Below are 20743 nucleotides of genomic sequence, written 5' to 3' on the forward strand. Positions count from 1 at the left end.
TCGTTTCACGAGCACCCTCTGCTTTCCGATGTAATCGAGGGTTGCCAGCCCCAGCCCAGACGGGGCGGCAAATAAATGAGGAGTTACACCATGTTCGATCCTTCCCGTCGCCTCGTGATCGGGGTTGCCGCCGCCATGTTCGCCTGCGGCGCACAGACGGTGTCCGCCCAGGCCACTGATCCGGTCGTCACTGACGAAGATGCCACGCCACCGGAGCCCGCGCCGCGACGCCGCACTGGGCTGCTAGAGGAAATCGTTGTCACCGCTCAGAAGCGCGAAGAGAATATCTCTGACGTGCCCATCGCCATCCAGGCGTTCACGCCTGACGCGCTGGCCGCGCGCGGCATCGAAAACCAGATTGGTTTGATGCGGGCGGTACCCAGCCTCGACGTGGGCAGCCAGGCCGGCTACGCCACCATCTTTCTGCGCGGCATCGGCACCGAGGCGTTTCTGACCGCCGACCCCAGCATCGCCAGTTATGTAGACGGCGTTTACTTCCCGTTCTCACCGACTTTCATCCAGGATTTTGCAGGGGTTGAGCGGGTCGAGGTGCTGAAAGGCCCACAGGGCACGCTGTTCGGCCGAAACGCCGTCGGCGGCGCCATCAGTGTGACCAGTAAAGCGCCGGACTTTGAAGAACAGACCACGACCGTGGATGTCACGGCCGGCAACTTCAATCTGATCAAGCCGCGCATTTACACCAACATCCCGCTGTCCGACAACTTCGCCGTCAATGTGAGCGCCTACTACTCCCGTTCGGACTACCACCTTGACGGCACCTCCGGCGGCGAACCCCTGCGCGAGCAGATTGACGAGGGCGTGCGCATCAAGGCGCGCTGGATTCCGATGGACAACCTCGACCTGACAGCGGGCTTCACCCGCACCCGCAACCAAAACAACGGCGCCATAGGCCAGAACCTCAACCCCAGCCCGTTGGGTCAGGTCACGTTGATTCGTCCTCCCGAAGATCCCACGACGGTCAACGTCGACGAACGTCTCTACGGCGTCTCCAACACGCAGTTGATCAGCGGTGAAGCCACCTACAGCGCGCCGTGGCTGGACATCAAACTGTTGGGCAGTGACCAGCAGAGCAGCCTGCTCTACAACTACGACTTCGACGGCTCCAACCTGCCCTTGGTGTCTTTCGACGTGCCGGGTCACCCCGCGGACATTCAGCAGGGCGAACTCCAGTTGATTTCCACCAACGGTATGCCTGGCAGCGACTGGCTTAAGCTCACCGGCGGGGTCTTCTACTTCCGCAACACGCAAGGTTTCGATCCGGTGGAGCTCACCGTCGGCAACATCAACCCCGTCGGCCCCATACTCAGCCCGATTCTTGGCGGGCTTAACCTTGATGACACCATCTTGGGTGATTTGACCGACCTCGATGGCCGCCTCTACCGCGTCCGCGCATCGGCACAGGTCAAAACCGAGTCCATCGGCTACTACCTGCAGGCCACCTTTGATGTCACCGACTGGTTCTCACTGACCCTCGGCGGCCGGTATCAGGACGAAGAGCGCGGTCTCGCCAAGTCCACCATCTCGGCGGTGGTTGGTGATTTGGACGTGGGTGAAACCTTCCTCGGCGGCCCGCCCATCGTCTGGACCATGGCGCGCGATGAAAACAACCGCGTGGTGCCGGGAACCGATACCACCAAAGGTTTTTTCCCCAAGGTGACGCTCGACTTCAAGCCTTTTGAAGACAACACGCTGGTCTACATGAGCTACCAGGTGGCCGAAAAGGCGCACGCTTACAACGCGTTCGCCATCTATCTGCGGCCGCAGTACATTCGTCCTGAAGAAACCACGGCCTACGAAGTTGGCGTTAAAACCAACTTCTTCGATGGCCTGATGCAGTTCAACGCTGCGGCGTTTTACTACGACATCAAAGATATGCAGACCCAATACATCTCGCTGCTCTCCGGCGGCGCCCTGGCGTTTGAAAACGCGCCCGAAGCCGAGTCGATGGGCGTCGAGTTCGACATGGTCACGGCGCTTTTCCCGAATGTCCTCAACGGCGTGTCGCTGGCGGCCAACGCGGGCTACATTGACGCCACTTTTGGCAGTTATCCTAGAGCAGCAGGCTATAGCCCGACCACCGGCCTCTTCAGCCCGAACAACGATTTTTCGGGCAATCGCCAGACGCGTACGCCCGAGTTTTCGGGCAGCATCGCGCTGACCAAGATGTGGGAATTCGGCAGCGGCGAGCTCGAAATCGGCGCCGACTACTACTACAACAGCGGCTTCTTCTACAGCGCGTCAAATGACCCTGCCTACGAACAGGAGGACTACAACCTGGTCGGCGCTTACGTCAGCTACAACCATTTGCCGTGGGACATGAACGTTCGCGTGTTCGGCAACAACATCACTGACGAGTTTTATACCCAAGGGGTGATCTCGACCGACTTCGGCGGCGTCTTCACCGTTGCCCAGCCGGCGATCTACGGCGTGCGCGTGACCTGGGAGTTCTGATCATGACCCTCATCCGAATTCTCAAGACCTCACGCCTGCGTCAACACGACGCCACGCCGCGCTTTGACAAGGATCACACCATGAAACTCGCGTCCCGTTTCGGCGCTCTCACCGTCGCGCTCCTGGCCGGCAGCCTGATCACCGCCGCCCACGCCGAAGAAAGCAACTCTCCACTGCGCCAGGGCGCCTACGTGTCACCCATGGTCAGCGGCTTCTTGACCGACGATGACGACGGTCTGGATGACGGCATCGGCGGTACGCTGGCCCTTGGTTACCGGAGCAGCTTCTATGCCTTCGAGCTGGCCGGCATCGGTGCCGATGTCGGCACCGCCACGATTGAGGGCATCGCGCTGAACACCCTGCTGTTCCCTTTCAGCGGGCTGCCCAACCTGTACTTCACGGCAGGCATCTCAGGCTTCAACTACAAGGACTATGAAACGCCTTCCGGCGACCTGAAAGACTTCAACAGCAACAATGTTGATGGCGGCGTGGGCTACATTTTCCCGCTGAGCTGGGGCCGTTACGACTACGGCATTCGCAGCGAAGTGCGCTACCGCGCCGGCCGCCGTGAGCGCGATTTCAATGACCTTGACATCGACATTGACGCACCACGAAGCCCCAACCACATCGCCTTGAACCTCGGTCTGCAATTGCCGACGCGCCTGGCGCCGGCGCCAGTGCCCGAACCCACCGAAGACCCCACCAGCGTCGTGCCGCCGACCGAACCGGTCGACAGCGACGGCGACGGTGTGGACGATGGTCGTGACCAGTGCCCCAATACGCCGCGGGGCGAGTCGGTTGACAGCGTCGGTTGCCCGTTACCGCCCCCGCCGCCTGACTGTGGCGAGGTTGTCAACGGCGGCGTGCCGTCCATCGAAGGCTGCAGCGAGGGCGACTCGATTGTCCTGCGCGGTGTTTACTTCGAAACCAACCTGGCGCGGCTCGATGCCAATGCCAAGACCCTGCTCGACGACGTGGTCGCGGACCTTGAGAAATTTCCCGACATCGACGTTGAAGTGGGCGGCCACACCGACAGCCGCGGCGCTGCTGACTACAACCAGGGCCTCTCTGAACGACGCGCCAACAGTGTTCTCGACTATCTGGTCAGCAACGGCATCGACGGTGATCGCCTCACCGCCAAGGGCTACGGCCTGACCGCCCCGGTCGCCGATAACGACACGGCCGAAGGCCAGGACCGTAACCGCCGGGTGGAGCTAAAAATCACCCGTGGCGAGGCCGTTCGTCGGGCATCGGATGAGGGCAGTTCAAGTCCGTCACCCACGCCGTCGGCAGTGGACGAAGACGCTGGCGCCGATGTTGACGCCAACACCGATGAACAGAATCCGGTCAGCACGCCGGAACCCACCGCCGCGCCGTCGGCCGACGATCAGGACACCGACGAAGCGCTCGACGACTTGTTCGATTTCTGATCGGGTGGTGGTGACCACGCGCCTGCCATTCCGGCCGACGAGTCGGCCGCAATGGCAGGGCGTCGGGTCAAAAGACTCACCGCCATGACCGATGCGAGGATCAGTCCCGCCCCGCCCCACTGCAAGAGGCTCAGGCGCTCATCAAGAAAGAGCCACCCCAGGGCGATGGCCACTGCGGGACTGACATACAGGTAGCTGCCCAACATCGCCGGCGATGTGACCCTGATCAGCCAATACAGGGCTGAGTAGCCCATCACCGAGCCCACGATCACGAGGTACGCCAATGCCCACCACGCATGCTGGCTTTCGTACCAGGCCCCAACCGACTCACCCAACACCAGCGCGACGGTCAGCAGCATCACTCCGGCGGCGGCGGTCTGTAGCCCCGCATTCATCATCACGCCACAGGTCACCGTGTGGCGCTTCTGGTAAACGCTGCCGGCGGCCAGGGTGATGCTGGCCAGCATCAGGGCCAGATATGCCGCCGGACTGCTGCGCTCATCGCCATGCAGCGCACCACTCATGATCAGGGCCACACCGGCCAGCCCGAGCATCAGGCTGGCGACCAATGGCAGGCTGACCGCATCCCCCTTGTGTCCCCAACTGCCGAACCACGCCATCCACAGCGCCGCACTGGCAATGATGATGGCGGCCTCGCCACTGGCAGCCGACTGCAATGCCCAAGCGACCAAGCCGCCAGACGCAACCGGAATGAGCAGCGCGCCAACCAGCAAGGCACGCCAGGACGAGCGGTCTTTCGGTGGACGGTCGCCAAACAGCAACGCCAACAGCAACAACAGCGGGCTGGCCAGCAGCAGGCGACTCGCGGCAAACAGCAGCGCGGGCGCATCCCGCACGCCGACCAGAATCGCCAGGTAACTCGAGCCCCAAGACAGATAGACCGCCAATAACGCGACGGCCAGTTTCATCGATGATCCGCCGACACAACTCCTGACAAATTGGCCCGATCTGTGCACCGCATTGATCTTCTCAAGTTCATAATCCACATCATGAAACAAACTGCCGACTCAGCCCAGCGTCTACCCATCAAGCCACGCCCGACCCGAAAGACACGCGCCAAGAACGGTGAGCGCAAACCCAGTGTTGAAGAGCGCCTGATTGCCGCGACCGAGCGTTTGCTTGATCAAGGCCACAGTTTCGGTGCCTTGACCGTTGAACAACTGACCAGCGAAGCGGGCATGTCTCGCGGCACCTTTTACTTGCACTTTCGCGACAAGGGCGAACTGGTTGCGCGGCTGATGAAAGTGGTGACCGACGAGATCGTGGTCAGCACCGGCACCTGGCTTGCTCATGCCGAGAAGGCTGACCGCTCGGACATCATCGCCGCCGTTGATGGCGTCGCCAAGACCTTCCGTAAACACCATGCCATTGTCGCCGCCGTGAGTGACATGGCACCGCACGACAAAAACGTGGCGGGGCTCTATGAGCAGATGATGGACACCATCGCCCAGCATTGCCGCCGCTCGATGGCCATCGTCAAAAGCAAAGGCAAGAGTCGCGACGCCGCCAACAACGACGTGGCCGACGCGCTCGCGTGGATGATCCTGCTCTACTGCACCCGCTTTGCCGGTAAGCAGTCGGACCGTAACCTGAAGAAGATCACCCAGTCGCTGGGTTATATCTGCGTCAGCAGCATCTTCGCCGACGAGGCCTGACTCCGGCTCATAACAACGATTCAACGGGCGTGCTGCGGGCGTTAAATGCCACTCAGATCGTGTCCCGAGTTGCTCCGTAAGGAGGCGCCGACGAGCCGCTCCAAGCGGATTCGTACGGTGCTCTGCCGGAAAACTCGCGTAGGCCAACACGTCAGGCTCAGCATCATCCGTTAGGGCAGCCCATTTGGGCACGCTGCTTCTGAACCAATCGGCAACACGCCTCCACGACTGGCCAGCAGCTTGGGCGTCGATCTGTGCAAAGTTGGTGATGATGAAAGCTTAAGCGCTGTCCGTGCAGACCGGCGTGTTCCAGCACATCGCCCCGGTGGCGCTGTCAGGTGGCGGTCAGCACCTTTGAGACGGTGGCCTTGATTCCCTCCTCGCTGTCGGAGATCGCCAGGTTGGCGCCAAGCAATCCGGATCGCGCCAGCTTGCGCAGGAAGCCTTGCCAGAAGGGTCAGACTGATAAGGAAGCGATCCGGCGAATCGTTTTCCGGCCGAACGCTACGGATGGGCCGATGTCACTGCCCAAGACCTCACGGCAGTCATAGGCACTGACGCCCACGGCAATGATCACTCCACCGACACGATGCGGCCTGCCAGCCAAGCCTTCACACAGATCGCGTCGATCCACAGAATGGGCCAGGCGCGCTCCATCAGCCGCTTCAGAAGCGCTTGGACCCACCAGTCGATTTCTGAAAACGACCGAGAAACCCAGCTCTTGTAGGTCCCGCTGCCGTCAATGGTCTGAATCAAGTCATCCATCCTGCGGGTGGAGACGCCCTGGATGTTGGCCTCCTGGATCACGGCCGTCGGGCTTTTTCAAGCATCCGGCGCGACTTCAAGAAGCTGGGAAAGTAACTGCCCTTACGCAACTTGTGAATACGCAGCTCGACCGCCCGGACCCGCCGAGGCATGCGTGCTGAAAAACCGTCCGCAGACAACGATCTGGACGCGGCCATTGGCCGACTCGAGCAGATTGCAGCCCGTCTCAACCCTCAGGGCTGAGACGTATCGGCCAGCTCACGCAGCACCACGGTCGCGTAGCAGCCGGGCGGCAATTCGAAGCTGAGGTGCAGCGCGGTGGTGTCACGCCATTGCCATTGCAACTGTGACGGCAACAGCCGCAGGGCGCGACGGTCCTGCGCCATGTCGGCAGCTTCCAGGCCGGCCTTGAGCGTGTCAAAGGGCGCCAGCGCTGTTGCTTCAAGGGCCTGGGCGTGATCTGCCGTCGGCAGCGCGCCGCGACCCCACAGCGGCCCGGACGGATGAATGTCCCCGCTGCGCAGACGTTCGCGCAAATCATCCGTCAAGGCCTCCGGGCCAAACCACGCACGCGAGCCGGCCAGCGACCAGACTTCGCCCGCCAAGGGCTGGTCCCACTGACCCGCCTCAACGCGCTGCGCCAACACCGTGTTGAACAGGTGAGAGCGCGTCGCCGACAGCAGGATGGAGCGCGTTGGTCGGTCCACCGCTTTGCCGGCAAACATGGCTTCGGCGCGCGCGACATTGGCACCGCCCAGCCCGAATCTTTGGTCCCCGAAGTAGTTCGGCACGCCACGCGCCTGGATGGCCTGCAGGCAGGCCTCGGCGGCGGGCAGGTCGCCCTGTACGTCGCGCAGCACGATGCCGAATCGGTTGCCGTGCAGGGCGCCGCGTTTCAACTTGCGCCGATGCCGGTGTGCAGCCAGCACCGTGACCGACTCGGGCAAGCTGCCCGACCAGTCCGGCGCCTCGCGTCCCGGAAGGTGCACGGTGAAAACCTGGGTGGTGACGGCGTCACGGTCCTTGAGGCCGGCGTAGCCGACGTCCAGCGGCTTCACGCCCGCGATCTGCGCCAGTTGGCGGGCCACCCAATCGGTGTTGGCGCCGCGTTTGCGCACCCACAACCAGACGTGGTCGCCCTCGTCATCGGGCACTCGGTCGTGCAGTTCGTCAACGGTGAAATCCTCGGGCGTGCTGCGCAGCCGCGCCGTCAAGGGTGGGCCACCATGGGCGTAGGGCAGATTCATGTCGCCATTATGGCGGGGCCGGCCACGGAGTCAGTTGCCACGCGGGGGGCAGCAATTGCTGCACACGCGCCTCGGCAAAGCGGCGGTCGATGAGATACACCGTGCCGCGATCTGACGCGGTGCGCACCACCCTGCCGACCGCTTGCACGACTTTCTGGATGGCCGGGTACAGGTAGATGTACTGCTCGCCGTGGCCGCGGCCAAACATGGCGTCAACCTGCTCGGCCATGCGCGCGTTCAGCGCGGTGAACGGCGTCAAGCCCAGGTTGCAGATGAATGCACCCACCAACCGTTTGCCCGGCAGGTCGATGCCCTCAGAAAAGCTGCCGCCCATCACGGCAAACCCGATCTGTCGGCTCCCCGCCGTGAAGCTGCGCAGAAACGCTTGGCGATCATCGGGCGACATTTGTCCGGTCTGTTTCACGGTGGTGATGCCCGGCGCAACCCTTACGAACGCGTCCGCCACCTGGTCAAGGTAGGCAAAGCTGCTGAAGTAGGCGATGTAGTTGCCGGGCCGCTCGGCGTAAGCCTCAGCCATCAGTGCGGCAATGGGCTGCGCGGCGAGGTGGCGAACGCGATAAACGGTGTTGATATGGCGGACCGCCCGCACGCGAAGCTGGTCGGCGGCAAAGCCGCTGCGCACATCGCAGAACGCCGTGTCATCGGGCAAGCCCAGCATCCGCCGGTGATAGTGTGCCGGGCTGAGCGTGGCCGAGAATGCAATCACGGCGTGCGCCGCAAACAGCCTGGGCAGCAGGTGCGGCGCGGGCACCACGTTGTGCAGCGAGAAGGTCACGGTCGACTCGTGCAGCAGGTCAAGCGCCGCGCCCTCGCCTTCGGTGACCTCACACAGCGAGTGCGGGCCGTAACGCTCGGTCAGGCGTTGCAGGCCCATCAGGTCAAAGTAGAGTTCCAGCAGCGGCGCGTCATGGCGGCTGGCGTCTTCGGCGAACCAGCGGCCGATCTGGCGCACGGCCTGGGTCATGGCATCGCGCAACACGCGCGGCGGCTCGCTGGGCATAACATCGTTGGCAGCGCAGAAGTCACGCATCGCGATCAGCGCCCGGTCGATGCCGCCCAGCACGCGCTTGAGACTGCCCGGCACGCCCCGCGCGACGGCACGCAGTGTGTCTTGCGACAGGCTGGCCGAGTACATGGCACGCGCCCGGTCCACCAGGTTGTGGGCTTCGTCCACCAGCACCGCCACCCGCCAACCCTGCTGTTCGGTCAGCGCGTAAAGGATGGCGCTGCCATCGAAGTAGTAATTGACGTCGCCAATCGTCAGATCGGCCCAGCGCGCCATCTCCTGCCCCAGAAAGTACGGGCACACCTGATGGGCTTGGGCGACCGCCTTCAGGGTCTCTAGCGTCAGGCCCGGAATGTGTTGCGCCGCTTCGCGGGCGGCCGGTAGCCGGTCGTAAAACCCCTTGGCACGCGGGCAGGATTCGCCGTGGCAGGCGCGGTCGGGATACACGCAGGCACGCGCCTTGGCCGACAGCAGCAAGACCCGCAGCGGCAGGGGCTTGCCGGGCGACGTCAGACTGCGCAGGGCCTTGTCGATCTCGTCTTGCACGGCGTTACGCGCGGTCAGGTAAAACAGCTTGTCGACCTGGCCAAGCCCCAGCGCCTTGAGCGCCGGAAACAGCACGCCGATGGTTTTCCCGACGCCGGTGGGCGCCTGTGCCATCAGCGCCCCGCCCTGTTCCAGCCTCGCGGTTACCGCACGCATCAGTTGCGCCTGCCCTTCGGCCACCGAGTCGTGCGGAAACACCAGGCTGTCGAGCATGGTGTCGCGGCGTTGCAGGTGGGCGCGCTGTTGCGCCATCCAGCGTTTGTACCGTTCCACCCTGACCCGCAACTCGGCTTCCAGATCAGCGACCGACACGGTCGCGGTGAACTGGGTTTCGCGCCGCTCGTCAATGTCGAAATAGCAGAGCCGCAAGGTCAGCGCATCGAGCCCTTCGGCGCGGCCGTAGAGCGCGCCATAGGTTCGCAATTGCGCCCAGTGCAACGCGGTGTGATTGGCGGGAATGCGCTCTACCGCGCCGCGATGGGTTTTGATTTCATCGAGCGTTGCGGCCTCGGCATCCAGCCCGTCAATGCGACCTCGCAGGTGCAAGCCGTCGATCACGCCGTCCACCGCCACCTCGGCGGTGTAGGTCGAATGCCGTGAGTAAACGACCGCCTTGTGCCCGGCCATGCCCTGCTCGGCGGTCGGCACCGGCGTGAAGCGCAGGTCCAGATCACCGGTCTTGGCGACGAAGGCGCAGAACGATTTGACCGGCACCGAATTGCGCGGTTGTCGGGTCGGCTCGGCGACGGGCGAGTTGCTCACCGGCCGTTCTGCGGCTCAGCGGTGCCGCCGGTCGACGACGCCGCATTTTGGCTGGCGAGGCCATCCCTGATCGGCGACGCTGTCGACCACCCGCCACCAACCCTCATTTCTGGAGACCGGGCATGTTGAAAATCTATCACCAGGACAGCCTGCGACGCGTCCAGAACCGCCGCCTCGGCATTGCCTTCGCCCTCGGCTTGTTGGCCGGCTTGGTGCTGACCGTCAACGGCAGCCGCGCCCTCATCGAGGTCGCATATGCCGACGCCGGCGCCCGACCCGCGTCTTCACCTGCCGCATCCAAGCCGCTGCAACATCCTCTGAGTTTGAAGTCCAGCACGACGATGTCGGTCAGCACCCCAACCGTCGCGCGGTAACACGGCCCGCAGGGACGGCTGGCCGCATCAGGCCGCCTTGCGCTTAAGACGGTAACCGTGCAGCAGCGGCTCGGTGTAACCACTGGGCTGCGCGCACCCTTCGAACACCAGCGCCAGCGCCGCCTGATAGGCGATACCGTCATAGCCCGGCGCCATCGGCTGGTAGCGCGGATCGCCGGCATTTTGCCGGTCGACAATCTTCGCCATGCGCTCGAACGTCTCAATTACCTGTTCTTTTTTACAGATTCCGTGCAGCAGCCAGTTGGCAATGTGCTGGCTGGAGATGCGCAAGGTGGCGCGGTCTTCCATCAGACCGACATCGTTGATGTCCGGCACCTTGGAGCAGCCCACACCCTGATCGATCCAGCGCACCACGTAGCCGAGAATGGTCTGCGCGCTGTTGTCCAGTTCTCGCTGCACCTGCTCGGCGCTGAGCCGGTCGCCGTCGGCCTGCACGGGAATCTGCAGGATGTCGTCAACCTTGGCGGGCGCCCGACTGCGAAGTTCTTCAATGCGGGCAAAGACGTCGACCTGATGATAGTGCGTGCTGTGCAGGGTGGCGCTGGTGGGTGACGGCACCCAGGCGGTGGTGGCACCGGCCTCGGGGTGGCCAATTTTCTGTTCGAGCATGTCGGCCATTTCATCGGGCATGGCCCACATCCCCTTGCCGATCTGTGCCTTGCCGGCGAGCCCGCAGGCGATGCCCACGTCGACATTCCAGTCTTCGTAGGTGCTGATCCATTTCTGCTGTTTCATCTTGGTCTTGGCGACCATGGGGCCGGCGTGCATCGAGGTGTGAATCTCGTCGCCCGTGCGGTCAAGGAAGCCGGTATTGATGAACACCACCCGGTGGCGGGCGGCATGGATGCAGGCCTTGAGGTTGACCGTGGTGCGGCGCTCCTCGTCCATGATGCCAATCTTCAGGGTATACGCCGGCAGGCCCAGCGCTTTTTCGATGGCGGCGAACAGGTCGTCGGCAAACGTGACTTCGTCCGGGCCGTGCATTTTCGGCTTGACGATGTACACCGAGCCGCTGCGTGAGTTGCCTTTGTGGTCGCGCAGCGACTTGTCGGCTTTCAGATCGTGCATGGCGGCCAGCACGGTAAACATGCCGTCCATCAAGCCCTCGAAGACCTCATGGCCGTCCTTGTCGAGAATGGCCGGGTTGGTCATCAGGTGACCGACGTTGCGCACGAACAGGAGGCTGCGGGCGGGCAAGCGCAGCTCCCCGCCGTCCAGCGCCGTGTAAAAACGGTCTTCGTTGAGGCGCCGGGTGATGGTCTTGCCGCCCTTGACCATCTGTTCTTCTAGCGTGCCTTTCATCAGGCCCAACCAATTGCGGTAGACCTCGATCTTGTCTTCGGCGTCAACGGCCGCCACGGAGTCTTCGCAGTCCATGATGGTGGTGATGGCCGCCTCGACCAGCAGGTCCTTGACGCCGGCCGCATCGGTGGCGCCGATGGGGCTCTTCGGGTCGATCTGAATCTCGATGTGCAGGCCATTGTTCTTCAGCAGCACTGCGCTGGGGAAGGCGGCATCGCCCAGATACCCCACGCACTTTTCCGGCTGCGCCAGCCCCACGGTCGCGCCGTCCTTGAGCGTGACCTGCAGCGCGCCATCAACGATGGCATAGGCCGTCGCATCGACGTGCGTCCCGGTTGCCAGCGGCGCAGCGGTATCGAGATGCTGGCGGGCAAAGGCGATCACTTTGCCGCCGCGGACCGGGTTGTAGGCGCCGGCGCGCTCGGCACCGCCGTCTTCCGAGATCACATCCGAGCCGTAGAGCGCGTCATAGAGGCTGCCCCAGCGCGCGTTGGCGGCGTTCAGTGCATAGCGGGCGTTTTTTACCGGCACCACCAACTGCGGACCGGCCTGTTCGCGAATCTCGGTGTCGACGTTGGCGGTGTCGATTTCAAAGTCGGCCGGCTCGGGCTGCAGGTAGCCGATCTCGCCCAAGAATGCCTTGTACGCCGCCGCATCGTGGGGCTGCCCTTTGCGCGCCTTGTGCCAGTCATCAATCTTTGCCTGCAGCGCGTCGCGGTGCACAAGCAACGCGCGGTTGCGCGGGCCGAATTCATGAACGATGGCGTCGAACGCCGCCCAGACCGTTTCGGGTGAAACGCCGGTTCCGGGGGAGATTTCGGTGTCGACCAGCGCTTTGAGGGCCGCATTGACCTGAAGGCCGCCAACGGAAACAGATTGGGTCATGGTTTGAGATGTCCTGAAAGAATTCGAGTGGAGGGCGGCCGCTCGGCAGGGCCGGCGGGCGCAACCGTTCTATTTTAGTCGAAGCCGCCCAACGCCCGGGCCAAGGTGACAATCAGGGTTCGGGCGCCATCAGTGAGGCCACGTGCGCCGACGCCGCGCGGCCCAGGGCGGCCAGGTCATAGCCGCCTTCCAGGGCCGAAACCGCGCGATGCTGGGCGCTGGTCGCCGTGACCTGCAATACCTTGCGGGTCACCCAGGCAAAGTCGTCGTCAGTCAGGTTCAGCTCGGCCAGCGGGTCTTCGGTGTGGGCGTCAAAGCCAGCCGAGAACAACACCAACTCGGGGGCATGCGCTTCAAGCGCCGCCACCCAGGTCTGCGACACGCCGTGGCGAAACTCCGCGCTGCTGTCGCCACGGCGCAGCATCAGGTTGCTCTGTCCGGCAGCGCTGCCCGCCGGGTACAGCAGCGGATACAGCGGGTACTGATAAAGCGAGCACAACAGAATGCGCGGGTCATCGGCGACGATATCGGCGGTACCGTTGCCGTAGTGCACATCGAAATCGATGATCGCCACCCGCTGCAGGCCGTGCGCCTCCAGCGCATGCAGGGCCCCGATGGCGATGTTGTTGTAAAAACAAAAGCCCATTGCACGCCCGCGCTCGGCGTGGTGCCCCGGCGGGCGAACATTGCAGAACGCCGCGTCGGCCGCGCCGCTCAGCACCCGGTCAACCGCCGCCACCACCGCACCGGCTGCGTGGCGGGCGGCATCAAGGCTGAGGTGGGTCATCACGGTGTCGGGGCAAACGGCGCGTTGTTGGCCGGCGGCGCGGGGCGCCATGCGGGCCAACCCGTCGAGCATCTCCGGCGTGTGCGCACGGGCCAGTTGCGCGTCGCTGGCCGGGCCGGCGGTCTGCCGTTGCAGGCGGTCGAGCAGACCGTCTGCGGCCAGTTGGCGCTCAATCGCGACCAGCCGCGCCGGCTGCTCGGGGTGTCCGTCGCCCATGTCATGCAGTGCGCACGCTGGGTGGGTGACGTAATCGGTGCGCCGTGCGCTCATGCGTCGCCCGCCGCCTGCGGCAGTGTGTACGTCACGCGCCTGACCCCCGGGTCCGCCGGACTGCGGGTCACGGTGAACCCCATTGATCGGCTCAACGACAGCATCACCTCGTTGTATTCGAGCACGTCGCCTATCACCGCCCGCACCCCCTGCGCCGCCGCGTAGTCGATGATCCGCGCCAACATGCGCCGCCCCATGCCCTGCCCGCGCACGCTCTGGCCGGTGATGATGGCGAACTCGGCTTGCTCGCGATCCGGATCGATGACCAGCCGCACCACGCCATGAATCTGTGCTTTGCCGGGCACGCCCGGTCCCACCAGGGCCAGGGCCATCTCGCGGTCGTAGTCGATCTGCGTCAGCCGCGCGGCGAAGCTGTGGCCCATCCCGTGCATGAAGGCGTGAAACCGCAGGTGCACCTCTTCCGGCGTCAGCCGACTGAACGCGGCCTGCAACTCGGGCTCATCCTCGGGGCGGATGGGGCGCAGCAACAGGCGGCGTCCGTCCGGCAGGTCGACGGTCTGCTCCAGCTCGCGCGGGTACGGGCGGATGGCGAGGCGATCGACCTGGGGTCGCAGATGAATTCGGCAACGGGCATCGACCGCCACCAGGCCATCGGTCGTCAGCAGCAGCGGATTGATGTCGAGTTCGCGCACCTGCGGCTGGTCGATCAGCAACTGCGAGAGCTTGACCAAAATCAACGCCAGTGCGTCACGGTCCAGCGCCTGCCGGCCCGGATGCTCAGCCAAAAGCCGAGCGACGCGGGTGCGGTCGATCAGGCGCCTGGCGAGCTGCAGGTTCAGCGGCGGCAGCGCCACGGCCGTGTCGGCGATCACTTCGGTGGCGGTGCCGCCGTGACCAAACAGAATGACCGGTCCAAACAGGGGGTCTTCGGCGATGCCCACCAGCAATTCGATGCCCTGCTGCGCGTCAACCATCGGTTGCACGGCAAAACCCTTGATGTGCAGCTTTGGATGCGTGGCGCGCAGCCGCACCTGCAATGCTGCGGTGGCTGCGCGCACTGCGTCGGGCCCGTCAAGATTGAGCAGCACGCCACCGACCTCGGATTTGTCACGTCGCTCGTGCGTCACCACTTTGACGGCCACCGGCCGCGCCCAATCGAGCGCGATGGCGGCGGCCTCGTCCGGCGACTTGGCAAAGCGCTCATCAACCATCGGCACCTGATAGGCGCGCAGTAAAGCCGCGCATTGCGGACTGCTCAGCCAAGGCGATCCCGTCTTGACTGCCGCGTCGAGCACTTGCCGGCCTGACGCCGCATCGGGCGCGAAGTGCTCGGGCAGCGATGGCGGCGTTTCGAGCACCTCGGCCTGCACCTCGCGGTAGTGCACCAGGTGCAAGAACGCGGTCACCGCCTGGGCGGGCCCCTCGTAACTCGGCAGGCCATGGGTGATCAGCCAGCGGCGCGCGGCCTCGGCCGTGTGGGCGCCGACCCAGGCGGTCAGCACCGCAGCATTCGGGTGCGCGGCGGCGGCTTCGGCCACGACCCGCGTGGTGGCAAGGCTGTCGGCAACACCGGTCGGCGAGTTCAACACCAGCACGGTGGCGGTGTCGGGCTCGGCCAACAACACGTCGAGCGCGGCGCGATAACGTTGGGCGTCGGCATCGCCGACTAGGTCGATCGGGTTGCGGCCTGACCAGCTTCGGGGCAGTACCGCGTCCAGCCGCTGGCGCATGGCAGGTGATAGCTCAGCCAGCTCGCCGCCCTGCCCGCGCAAGGCGTCGGCCGCCAGCAACCCCAGTCCGGCGCTGTTACTGACGATGGTCAGCCTGCGCCCGTAACGTCGCGGTGCCGAGGCCAGGGTGGCGGCGGCATCGAACAGGTCCTCAAGCCGGTCGACACGCACAATGCCCGAACGACGCAGCGCCGCGCCATAGACGGCATCAGCGTCCATCAACGCTGCGGTGTGCGTCTGGGGGTCTGCAGGCAGCACCGCATAGCGGCCTGCCTTGACGGCGATGATGGGCTTCTGACGGGATGCCGCCCGCGCCGCCGATAGAAATTTGCGCGGCGCGCTGAGGGTTTCCATGTACAGAAGAATGGCCCCGGTATCGCGGTCCATTGCCAGATAATCCAGCATGTCGCCGAAGTCGACATCGGCCATGTCACCCAACGACACGAGATGCGAAAAGCCAATCTCGCGCGGCGCGGCCCAGTCGAGCACCGCTGAAATGACCGCGCCTGACTGGGTCACGAACGCCAGGCGCCCGGCGCGCAGCGGCAGATGGGCAAAGCTGGCGTTCAGGCCGCTGGCGGTGGCCGCCACGCCCAAACAATTCGGCCCGATGATGCGCATCAGACTGGGCCGCGCCGCATCAAGAATCTGTTGTTGCAGACGCTGGCGAGCAGCATCTTCCAGCTCACCGAAACCGGCGGTGATGATGATGGCGCCGCGGGTGCCGCGCTCGGCAAGTTGTTTGATCAGCCCCGGCACCACCTCGGGCGGGGTGGCAATGACCGCAAGCTCAGGCGTCTCGGGTAACGCGGCCACCGAGGCGTAGACCGGCCGGCCGCGCAAGGTCTGTAAGCGTGGGTGGACCAGATCAATCCGCTCGGGATCGCCGCCGTCCAACAGGTTGCCGGCCAGCACCGACCCCACCGATCGCTCGCGCGCACTGGCACCGATCAGGGCGATGCGCCGAGGCTTGAACAACGCGTCCAGGTTGCGGGTGGTCATGGGTCTCGAAGCGTACGGGCCACAACCCTGACGTTAACGCCGAATCGCCTGACGCGTTGCATGACGACATTGGGTTGGCCGCACACGAGGGACAAGGCGGCTAGTGTTCATTGAGTTCAGTCAGCACTGATCAAATGATCGGGTCTCAAGGCGACGGTGCCTCCGCGTCCCGTCGTGAATGACGCGCCGCCCCGGCGGGTGAGGCCAAAAAATCCGCCGCGAACTGGGTGAAGGTTCCCGCCTCAATGGCCGCGCGAATACGGTCCATGAGTCGATGGTAGTAGTGAAGGTTATGGACGGTATTGAGCCGCGGCCCGAGCATCTCGTCACAACGGTCCAGGTGATAAAGATAGGCACGCGAGTAATGCGTGCAGGTGTTGCAGTCGCAGGCGGGGTCGAGCGGGCCGTCATCATCGCGATACTTGGCATTGCGAATTTTCACCACCCCCTGGCTGGTGAACAGGTGGCCATTGCGCGCGTTGCGCGTGGGCATGACGCAATCGAACTGGTCAATGCCGCGCGCCACCGCCTGCACCAGATCGCGTGGGGTGCCGACGCCCATCAGATAACGGGGTTTGTCGGCGGGCAAGCGCGGGGCCAGGGCGTCCAGCACGGCGAGACGCTCGTCTTCGGTCTCGCCCACCGAGAGGCCGCCGATGGCGTAGCCATCAAAACCAATGGCTTCGAGCGCGCGTAGCGATTGCCGGCGCAGCTCCGCGTACATGCCGCCCTGGACGATGCCGTAAAGCTTGTTGCGGTTGTCGCCGTGCGCGTCCTTGCAGCGCAGGGCCCAGCGCGTCGACAGGTTCATGCTCTTTTCGGCCTGTGCCTCGGTGGCCGGATACGGCGTGCATTCGTCGAACTGCATGACGATGTCGGCGTTCAGGGCATGCTGCATCTCGGTGGCGGTTTCAGGCGAGAGAAACAATTTGTCGCCATTCACCGGCGACGAGAAATGCACGCCGTCCTCGGTGATTTTGCGCAGGCTGGACAGGCTCCAGACCTGAAAGCCGCCCGAGTCGGTGAGGATGGGTTTGTCCCAGTTCATGAAGCGGTGCAGCCCCCCGACCCGCTCGAAGGCGGCTTTGCCCGGGCGCAACATCAGATGAAAGGTGTTGCCGAGAATGATCTGGCTGCCCACCGCCAGCAGGTCATCGGGCGTCAGACTCTTCACCGTGCCGTAGGTGCCCACCGGCATGAACACCGGGGTCTCGACGGCCCCGTGAACCAGTTGCAAACGACCCCGTCGGGCGTGGCCGTCGCGGGCCAAGACGTCAAAACTCATGGTTGATCCATACGAACAAAAAGTCCGGAGACACGCCCCTCGGCGCCGTCCGGTCCAGCCAGCCACAGGTAATGGGCGGCAAGCTGGGTTTGCAAGGTGCTCAGTTGCCCTGATTTCCAATCGGCATCCCAATCCACCAGCACCACGCCGATGTCCCAGGCGCGCAGCAGTTCCAGCGGCTGGGCATCGCGGCCCTCAAACCAGGCGCGGATCCGTGCGACCCGCTGTTGCTCACGCCCACCGTCACCACTGGCTTGCGACATGTGATGCGCCCAGCCCGACGCGGTGGGTTGTGCCGCGAGCAGCGAGGTCAGGGGCGCCAGGTCGTATTCGGAGCGCGCCAGACGCTCAAGGCTGCGACCCGGCTTGAGCGCCTGCATCTGGCGCAGCAGAAAGGCGCGGTCGGCGCGTTGCGTCAGCTTGCCGGCGCCGCTCCATTCCAGCGGTGCATGGCCTTTGTTGATTTGTGAGCGCAACAGGTCGCGACCGTGGATGGCCGCGCTGAGCACCAATGGCACCGCCAGCAGCGCCACCCAGCGCGCCCGTCCGCGCAAGCCCATGACGCCGAGCATGCCCAGTCCGATCATCAGAAAATGCAGCGGGCTCCACACTTTGAGCACGCCGTTAAAACGGGCGCCGGGGCTGCTGATGTCGCCCTGGTTGAAGTGAACGAACTCCATGCTCAACACCAGCGCTGCCAGCCACAACCACAGTCGCCAGCGACCATCGCGCGCCAGCATCGCCGCCACGGCCAAGGCCAGCGCCGGCCACCAGACCGCCATGAAGGCTTCAAAGGGCGAGCGCAGCGTCGCGGGCAAGATCGAAAAACTGACGCCTGCCGCTCTGAAGTCGGCCTGCATCAGAATCGGCGCGATCACCACGGCGGTGCTGACCAGACCCATCAGCACCCACCGCCACTGACGGCGCAAACGCACGTCCAGCGCCCACCACCCCGCCGCAAGTGCGAAGGCGTGTGGTGCAAACCAGGGGTTGGCCGCCCAGATCAACACCGGCAGCGCGCCCAGCAGAGCCGGCATGACGCCGCGTACGCGCGTCTGGTGCGCCGCCGCCCAGACCAGCAAAGCGACCAGCGCAAAGCCCAACAGCGGCGGGTGAAAATCGCCCAGGTACAAGGCCACGTGCAGCGGTGTCTCGACTGGCAGATCGGGGCTGGTCTCGGCCAGGGCCGCCATCCACGGCTGGTGGAACTCGTTGGCCCCCATCGAGTACAGGCGCACGTGCGGATAGCCCAGCATGATGCTGTCGGCGCTGTGCAGCGGTCGCGCCAGCAGGATCGACAGGCCCGTCCCTGCAAACATCACCACCGCCGCCCCGACCGCCGCCACGACCGCTTGGGTGCGGGTTGCAAAGGCCTCGTAAAGCGCCACGCTCATCAGCGCCAACAGCGCCGCACTGGCCAGGTGCATCGCCATGGGCACCGGCAGCAGGAACACCCGTGACAGCCACGCGGCAATGTTGTGCAACCAGGTGTAGTACCCGGCAACCGTCGGCGCGGCCTCCCACAGGTCGGCGGCGGGATAGACCTCGGCCAGCCGCAGGCTCTGCACGTAGCGCAGTGAAAAAATGTTCTCCCCGAACGAGTCGAACGACGGCGCCACACCGCGCAGCAGCAGCCACGCGAGCAACACGCCGCCCACCGACCACGCGCCCCAATCGCGCAACAGCAACGCACGGCGGTTCGGGTCGAGCAGCAGCAGGCCGATCAGTGCCACCAGCAGCACAAATCCCGAACCGACGAAGAACAGCGGCAGGGCCAAGTGTCGAAGGCTGTGATCGACCAGCGGCAAGCCCAGCACCACCAGCGCCAACGACGGGGTCAGGCTGCGTTGCCACAGGCCGGCGCCCGCCGCGCGCAAGGTGAGCACCAGCGTCCACAACAGCGCAGCAGCCGCGACGGCGACGAGCAGACTCATGCGGTGCGGCTCAGCAACATCGCATCGCCATAACTGAAAAATCGGTACCGCTGCGCGATGGCGTGCGCGTAAGCCGACCTGATGCGCGTGTGGCCGGCGAATGCGCTGACCAGCATGAGCAAGGTTGACTCGGGCAGGTGGAAATTGGTCAACATACGATCCACCACGCGAAACCGGTAGCCGGGGGTGATGAACAAATGCGTGTCACGTTGCTCAATGCGCGGCAGCCCGTCTTCATCGGCTGCGCTTTCGAGCGCCCGGCAGACGGTGGTCCCCACCGCAACAACCTTGCCCCCCGCGCGCCGCGTCTGGTCAATCGCGTCGCGGGTGGACTGTGGAATCTCGTAGGACTCGGCGTGCATGCGATGTTCGCGCAGGTCGGTAACCCGAACGGGCTGAAATGTGCCGGCGCCCACATGCAGGGTCACGGTGGCCCGCCGAACGCCGCGCACGTCCAGGGCCTTCAACAGCGCCGCATCGAAATGCAAGCTGGCAGTGGGCGCCGCAACCGCGCCGGGCACGCTGGCAAATACCGTCTGGTAGCGCACGGCATCGTCGGCGTCAGGCGCATGGCGAATGTACGGCGGCAAGGGCAATTTGCCGCAGCGCTCCAGAAACGCCAGCACCGTCTCGTCCGTGTGCTCAAGCGTCAATTCGAAGAAGGCGCCGTCATGCGCCAGCACGCGTACCGGCGCACCTTCGACCGTCAGGACCTCACCAACCTTGGGCGCCCGGCTGAAAGCCAGCTGCGCCAAGAACCGCTGCGCGTCCAACACCCGCTCGACCATCACCTGAATTTTGCCGCCGCTGGGCCGCTGTCCGAAAAGGCGCGCTGGCACGACGCGGGTGTCGTTCACCACGAGCAAATCGCCGGGCGACAGAAGGTCCGGCAGCGATGACACCTGCCGGTCTTCCAGCGACGCGTCGGCCAGCACCAGCAGACGCGCCTGCGAGCGCTCGGCGAGCGGCCGTTGCGCGATCAACTCGGGCGGCAGGTGGTAATTGAAGTCGGACAATTGCATGAAGGCGTGGCGACAAATGTGCCGCTCAGATCGATCAAAGGCCGCGTATAATGCCGCGCTTGCCCGTGCCTGGGTGGCGGAATCGGTAGACGCAGGGGATTCAAAATCCCCCGCACGTGAGTGTGTGAGAGTTCGAGTCTCTCCCTAGGCACCATATTCGTTTCACGCTGGTGATTTGACAGACTCACCCTGTCGCCAGAAAGGCCCGCCCGAGCGGGCCTTTTTCGTTTCATGGCGCAGCCCCC

Annotated in this window: 13 protein-coding genes, 1 tRNA gene and 1 pseudogene; 5 read left to right on the forward strand and 10 right to left on the reverse strand. The window is 64.6% G+C overall.

Going from position 1 to position 20743, the window contains the following annotated elements; all coding sequences use genetic code 11:
• The first annotated feature begins 90 nt into the window (after nt 1–90).
• Together U741_RS0112565 and U741_RS18550 are read left to right on the forward strand one after the other, a co-directional pair.
• A complete protein-coding gene (locus U741_RS0112565; RefSeq protein WP_029890804.1) occupies nt 91–2472 on the forward strand; it encodes a TonB-dependent receptor in 2382 nt (793 codons plus the stop codon).
• Nucleotides 2473–2474: 2 nt separating this feature from the next.
• Complete coding sequence (locus tag U741_RS18550; RefSeq protein WP_052378781.1) at nt 2475–3902, forward strand: OmpA family protein; 1428 nt, start codon at nt 2475–2477, stop codon at nt 3900–3902.
• Here U741_RS18550 and U741_RS0112575 read toward each other — a convergent pair.
• Entirely contained in the window at nt 3860–4831 is a 972-nt protein-coding gene (locus U741_RS0112575; RefSeq protein ID WP_052378782.1) for an EamA family transporter, read from the reverse strand. The two genes, U741_RS18550 and U741_RS0112575, sit on opposite strands and share 43 nt — an antisense overlap.
• Nucleotides 4832–4912: 81 nt before the next feature.
• Here U741_RS0112575 and U741_RS18555 point away from each other — a divergent pair, with 81 nt between their 5' ends.
• Nucleotides 4913–5578 (forward strand): TetR/AcrR family transcriptional regulator, encoded by a 666-nt coding sequence (locus U741_RS18555; RefSeq protein WP_152551606.1) that lies wholly within the window; start codon nt 4913–4915, stop codon nt 5576–5578.
• Between the two features lie 63 nt (nt 5579–5641).
• On the opposite strand, the pseudogene U741_RS19740 reads toward U741_RS18555, so the two are convergent.
• From U741_RS19740 to U741_RS0112595, 3 genes and pseudogenes are all read right to left on the reverse strand, one after another.
• Nucleotides 5642–6537, reverse strand: a pseudogene (locus U741_RS19740) (transposase); the annotation flags it as partial.
• 39 nt (nt 6538–6576) lie between these two features.
• Nucleotides 6577–7590: a tRNA pseudouridine(13) synthase TruD gene (gene truD, locus U741_RS0112590; RefSeq protein ID WP_029890808.1), complete on the reverse strand. Its 1014-nt coding sequence runs from the start codon at nt 7588–7590 to the stop codon at nt 6577–6579.
• A 7-nt stretch (nt 7591–7597) separates the two neighbouring features.
• A complete protein-coding gene (locus tag U741_RS0112595) occupies nt 7598–9925 on the reverse strand; it encodes an ATP-dependent DNA helicase (RefSeq protein ID WP_052378785.1) in 2328 nt (775 codons plus the stop codon).
• Between the two features lie 122 nt (nt 9926–10047).
• Here U741_RS0112595 and U741_RS0112600 point away from each other — a divergent pair, with 122 nt between their 5' ends.
• A complete protein-coding gene (locus U741_RS0112600; protein ID WP_029890810.1) occupies nt 10048–10299 on the forward strand; it encodes a hypothetical protein in 252 nt (83 codons plus the stop codon).
• 27 nt (nt 10300–10326) lie between these two features.
• Here the strand turns inward: U741_RS0112600 and U741_RS0112605 are convergent, their stop codons facing one another.
• From U741_RS0112605 to queA, 6 genes are all read right to left on the reverse strand, one after another.
• A complete protein-coding gene (locus tag U741_RS0112605; protein ID WP_029890811.1) occupies nt 10327–12507 on the reverse strand; it encodes a malate synthase G in 2181 nt (726 codons plus the stop codon).
• A 112-nt stretch (nt 12508–12619) separates the two neighbouring features.
• On the reverse strand, nt 12620–13564 hold the full coding sequence (locus tag U741_RS0112610; RefSeq protein WP_029890812.1) for a histone deacetylase family protein: 945 nt from the start codon (nt 13562–13564) through the stop codon (nt 12620–12622).
• Nucleotides 13561–16257, reverse strand: a complete 2697-nt coding sequence (locus tag U741_RS0112615; RefSeq protein WP_029890813.1) for a bifunctional acetate--CoA ligase family protein/GNAT family N-acetyltransferase — start codon at nt 16255–16257, stop codon at nt 13561–13563. The genes U741_RS0112610 and U741_RS0112615 overlap by 4 nt, the downstream gene beginning before the upstream one ends.
• A 145-nt stretch (nt 16258–16402) precedes the next feature.
• Entirely contained in the window at nt 16403–17542 is a 1140-nt protein-coding gene (gene tgt / locus U741_RS0112620; protein WP_029890814.1) for a tRNA guanosine(34) transglycosylase Tgt, read from the reverse strand.
• On the reverse strand, nt 17539–19476 hold the full coding sequence (locus U741_RS0112625; RefSeq protein ID WP_029890815.1) for a hypothetical protein: 1938 nt from the start codon (nt 19474–19476) through the stop codon (nt 17539–17541). The genes tgt and U741_RS0112625 overlap by 4 nt, the downstream gene beginning before the upstream one ends.
• Nucleotides 19473–20498: a tRNA preQ1(34) S-adenosylmethionine ribosyltransferase-isomerase QueA gene (gene queA, locus U741_RS0112630; protein WP_029890816.1), complete on the reverse strand. Its 1026-nt coding sequence runs from the start codon at nt 20496–20498 to the stop codon at nt 19473–19475. Before queA ends, U741_RS0112625 begins: the two co-directional genes overlap by 4 nt.
• 67 nt (nt 20499–20565) lie before the next feature.
• Between queA and U741_RS0112635 the strand changes: the two genes are divergently transcribed.
• Nucleotides 20566–20652, forward strand: a tRNA-Leu gene (locus U741_RS0112635).
• The last annotated feature ends 91 nt before the right edge of the window (nt 20653–20743 follow it).

Source organism: Polycyclovorans algicola TG408 (genome assembly GCF_000711245.1).
GTDB lineage: Bacteria > Pseudomonadota > Gammaproteobacteria > Nevskiales > Nevskiaceae > Polycyclovorans > Polycyclovorans algicola.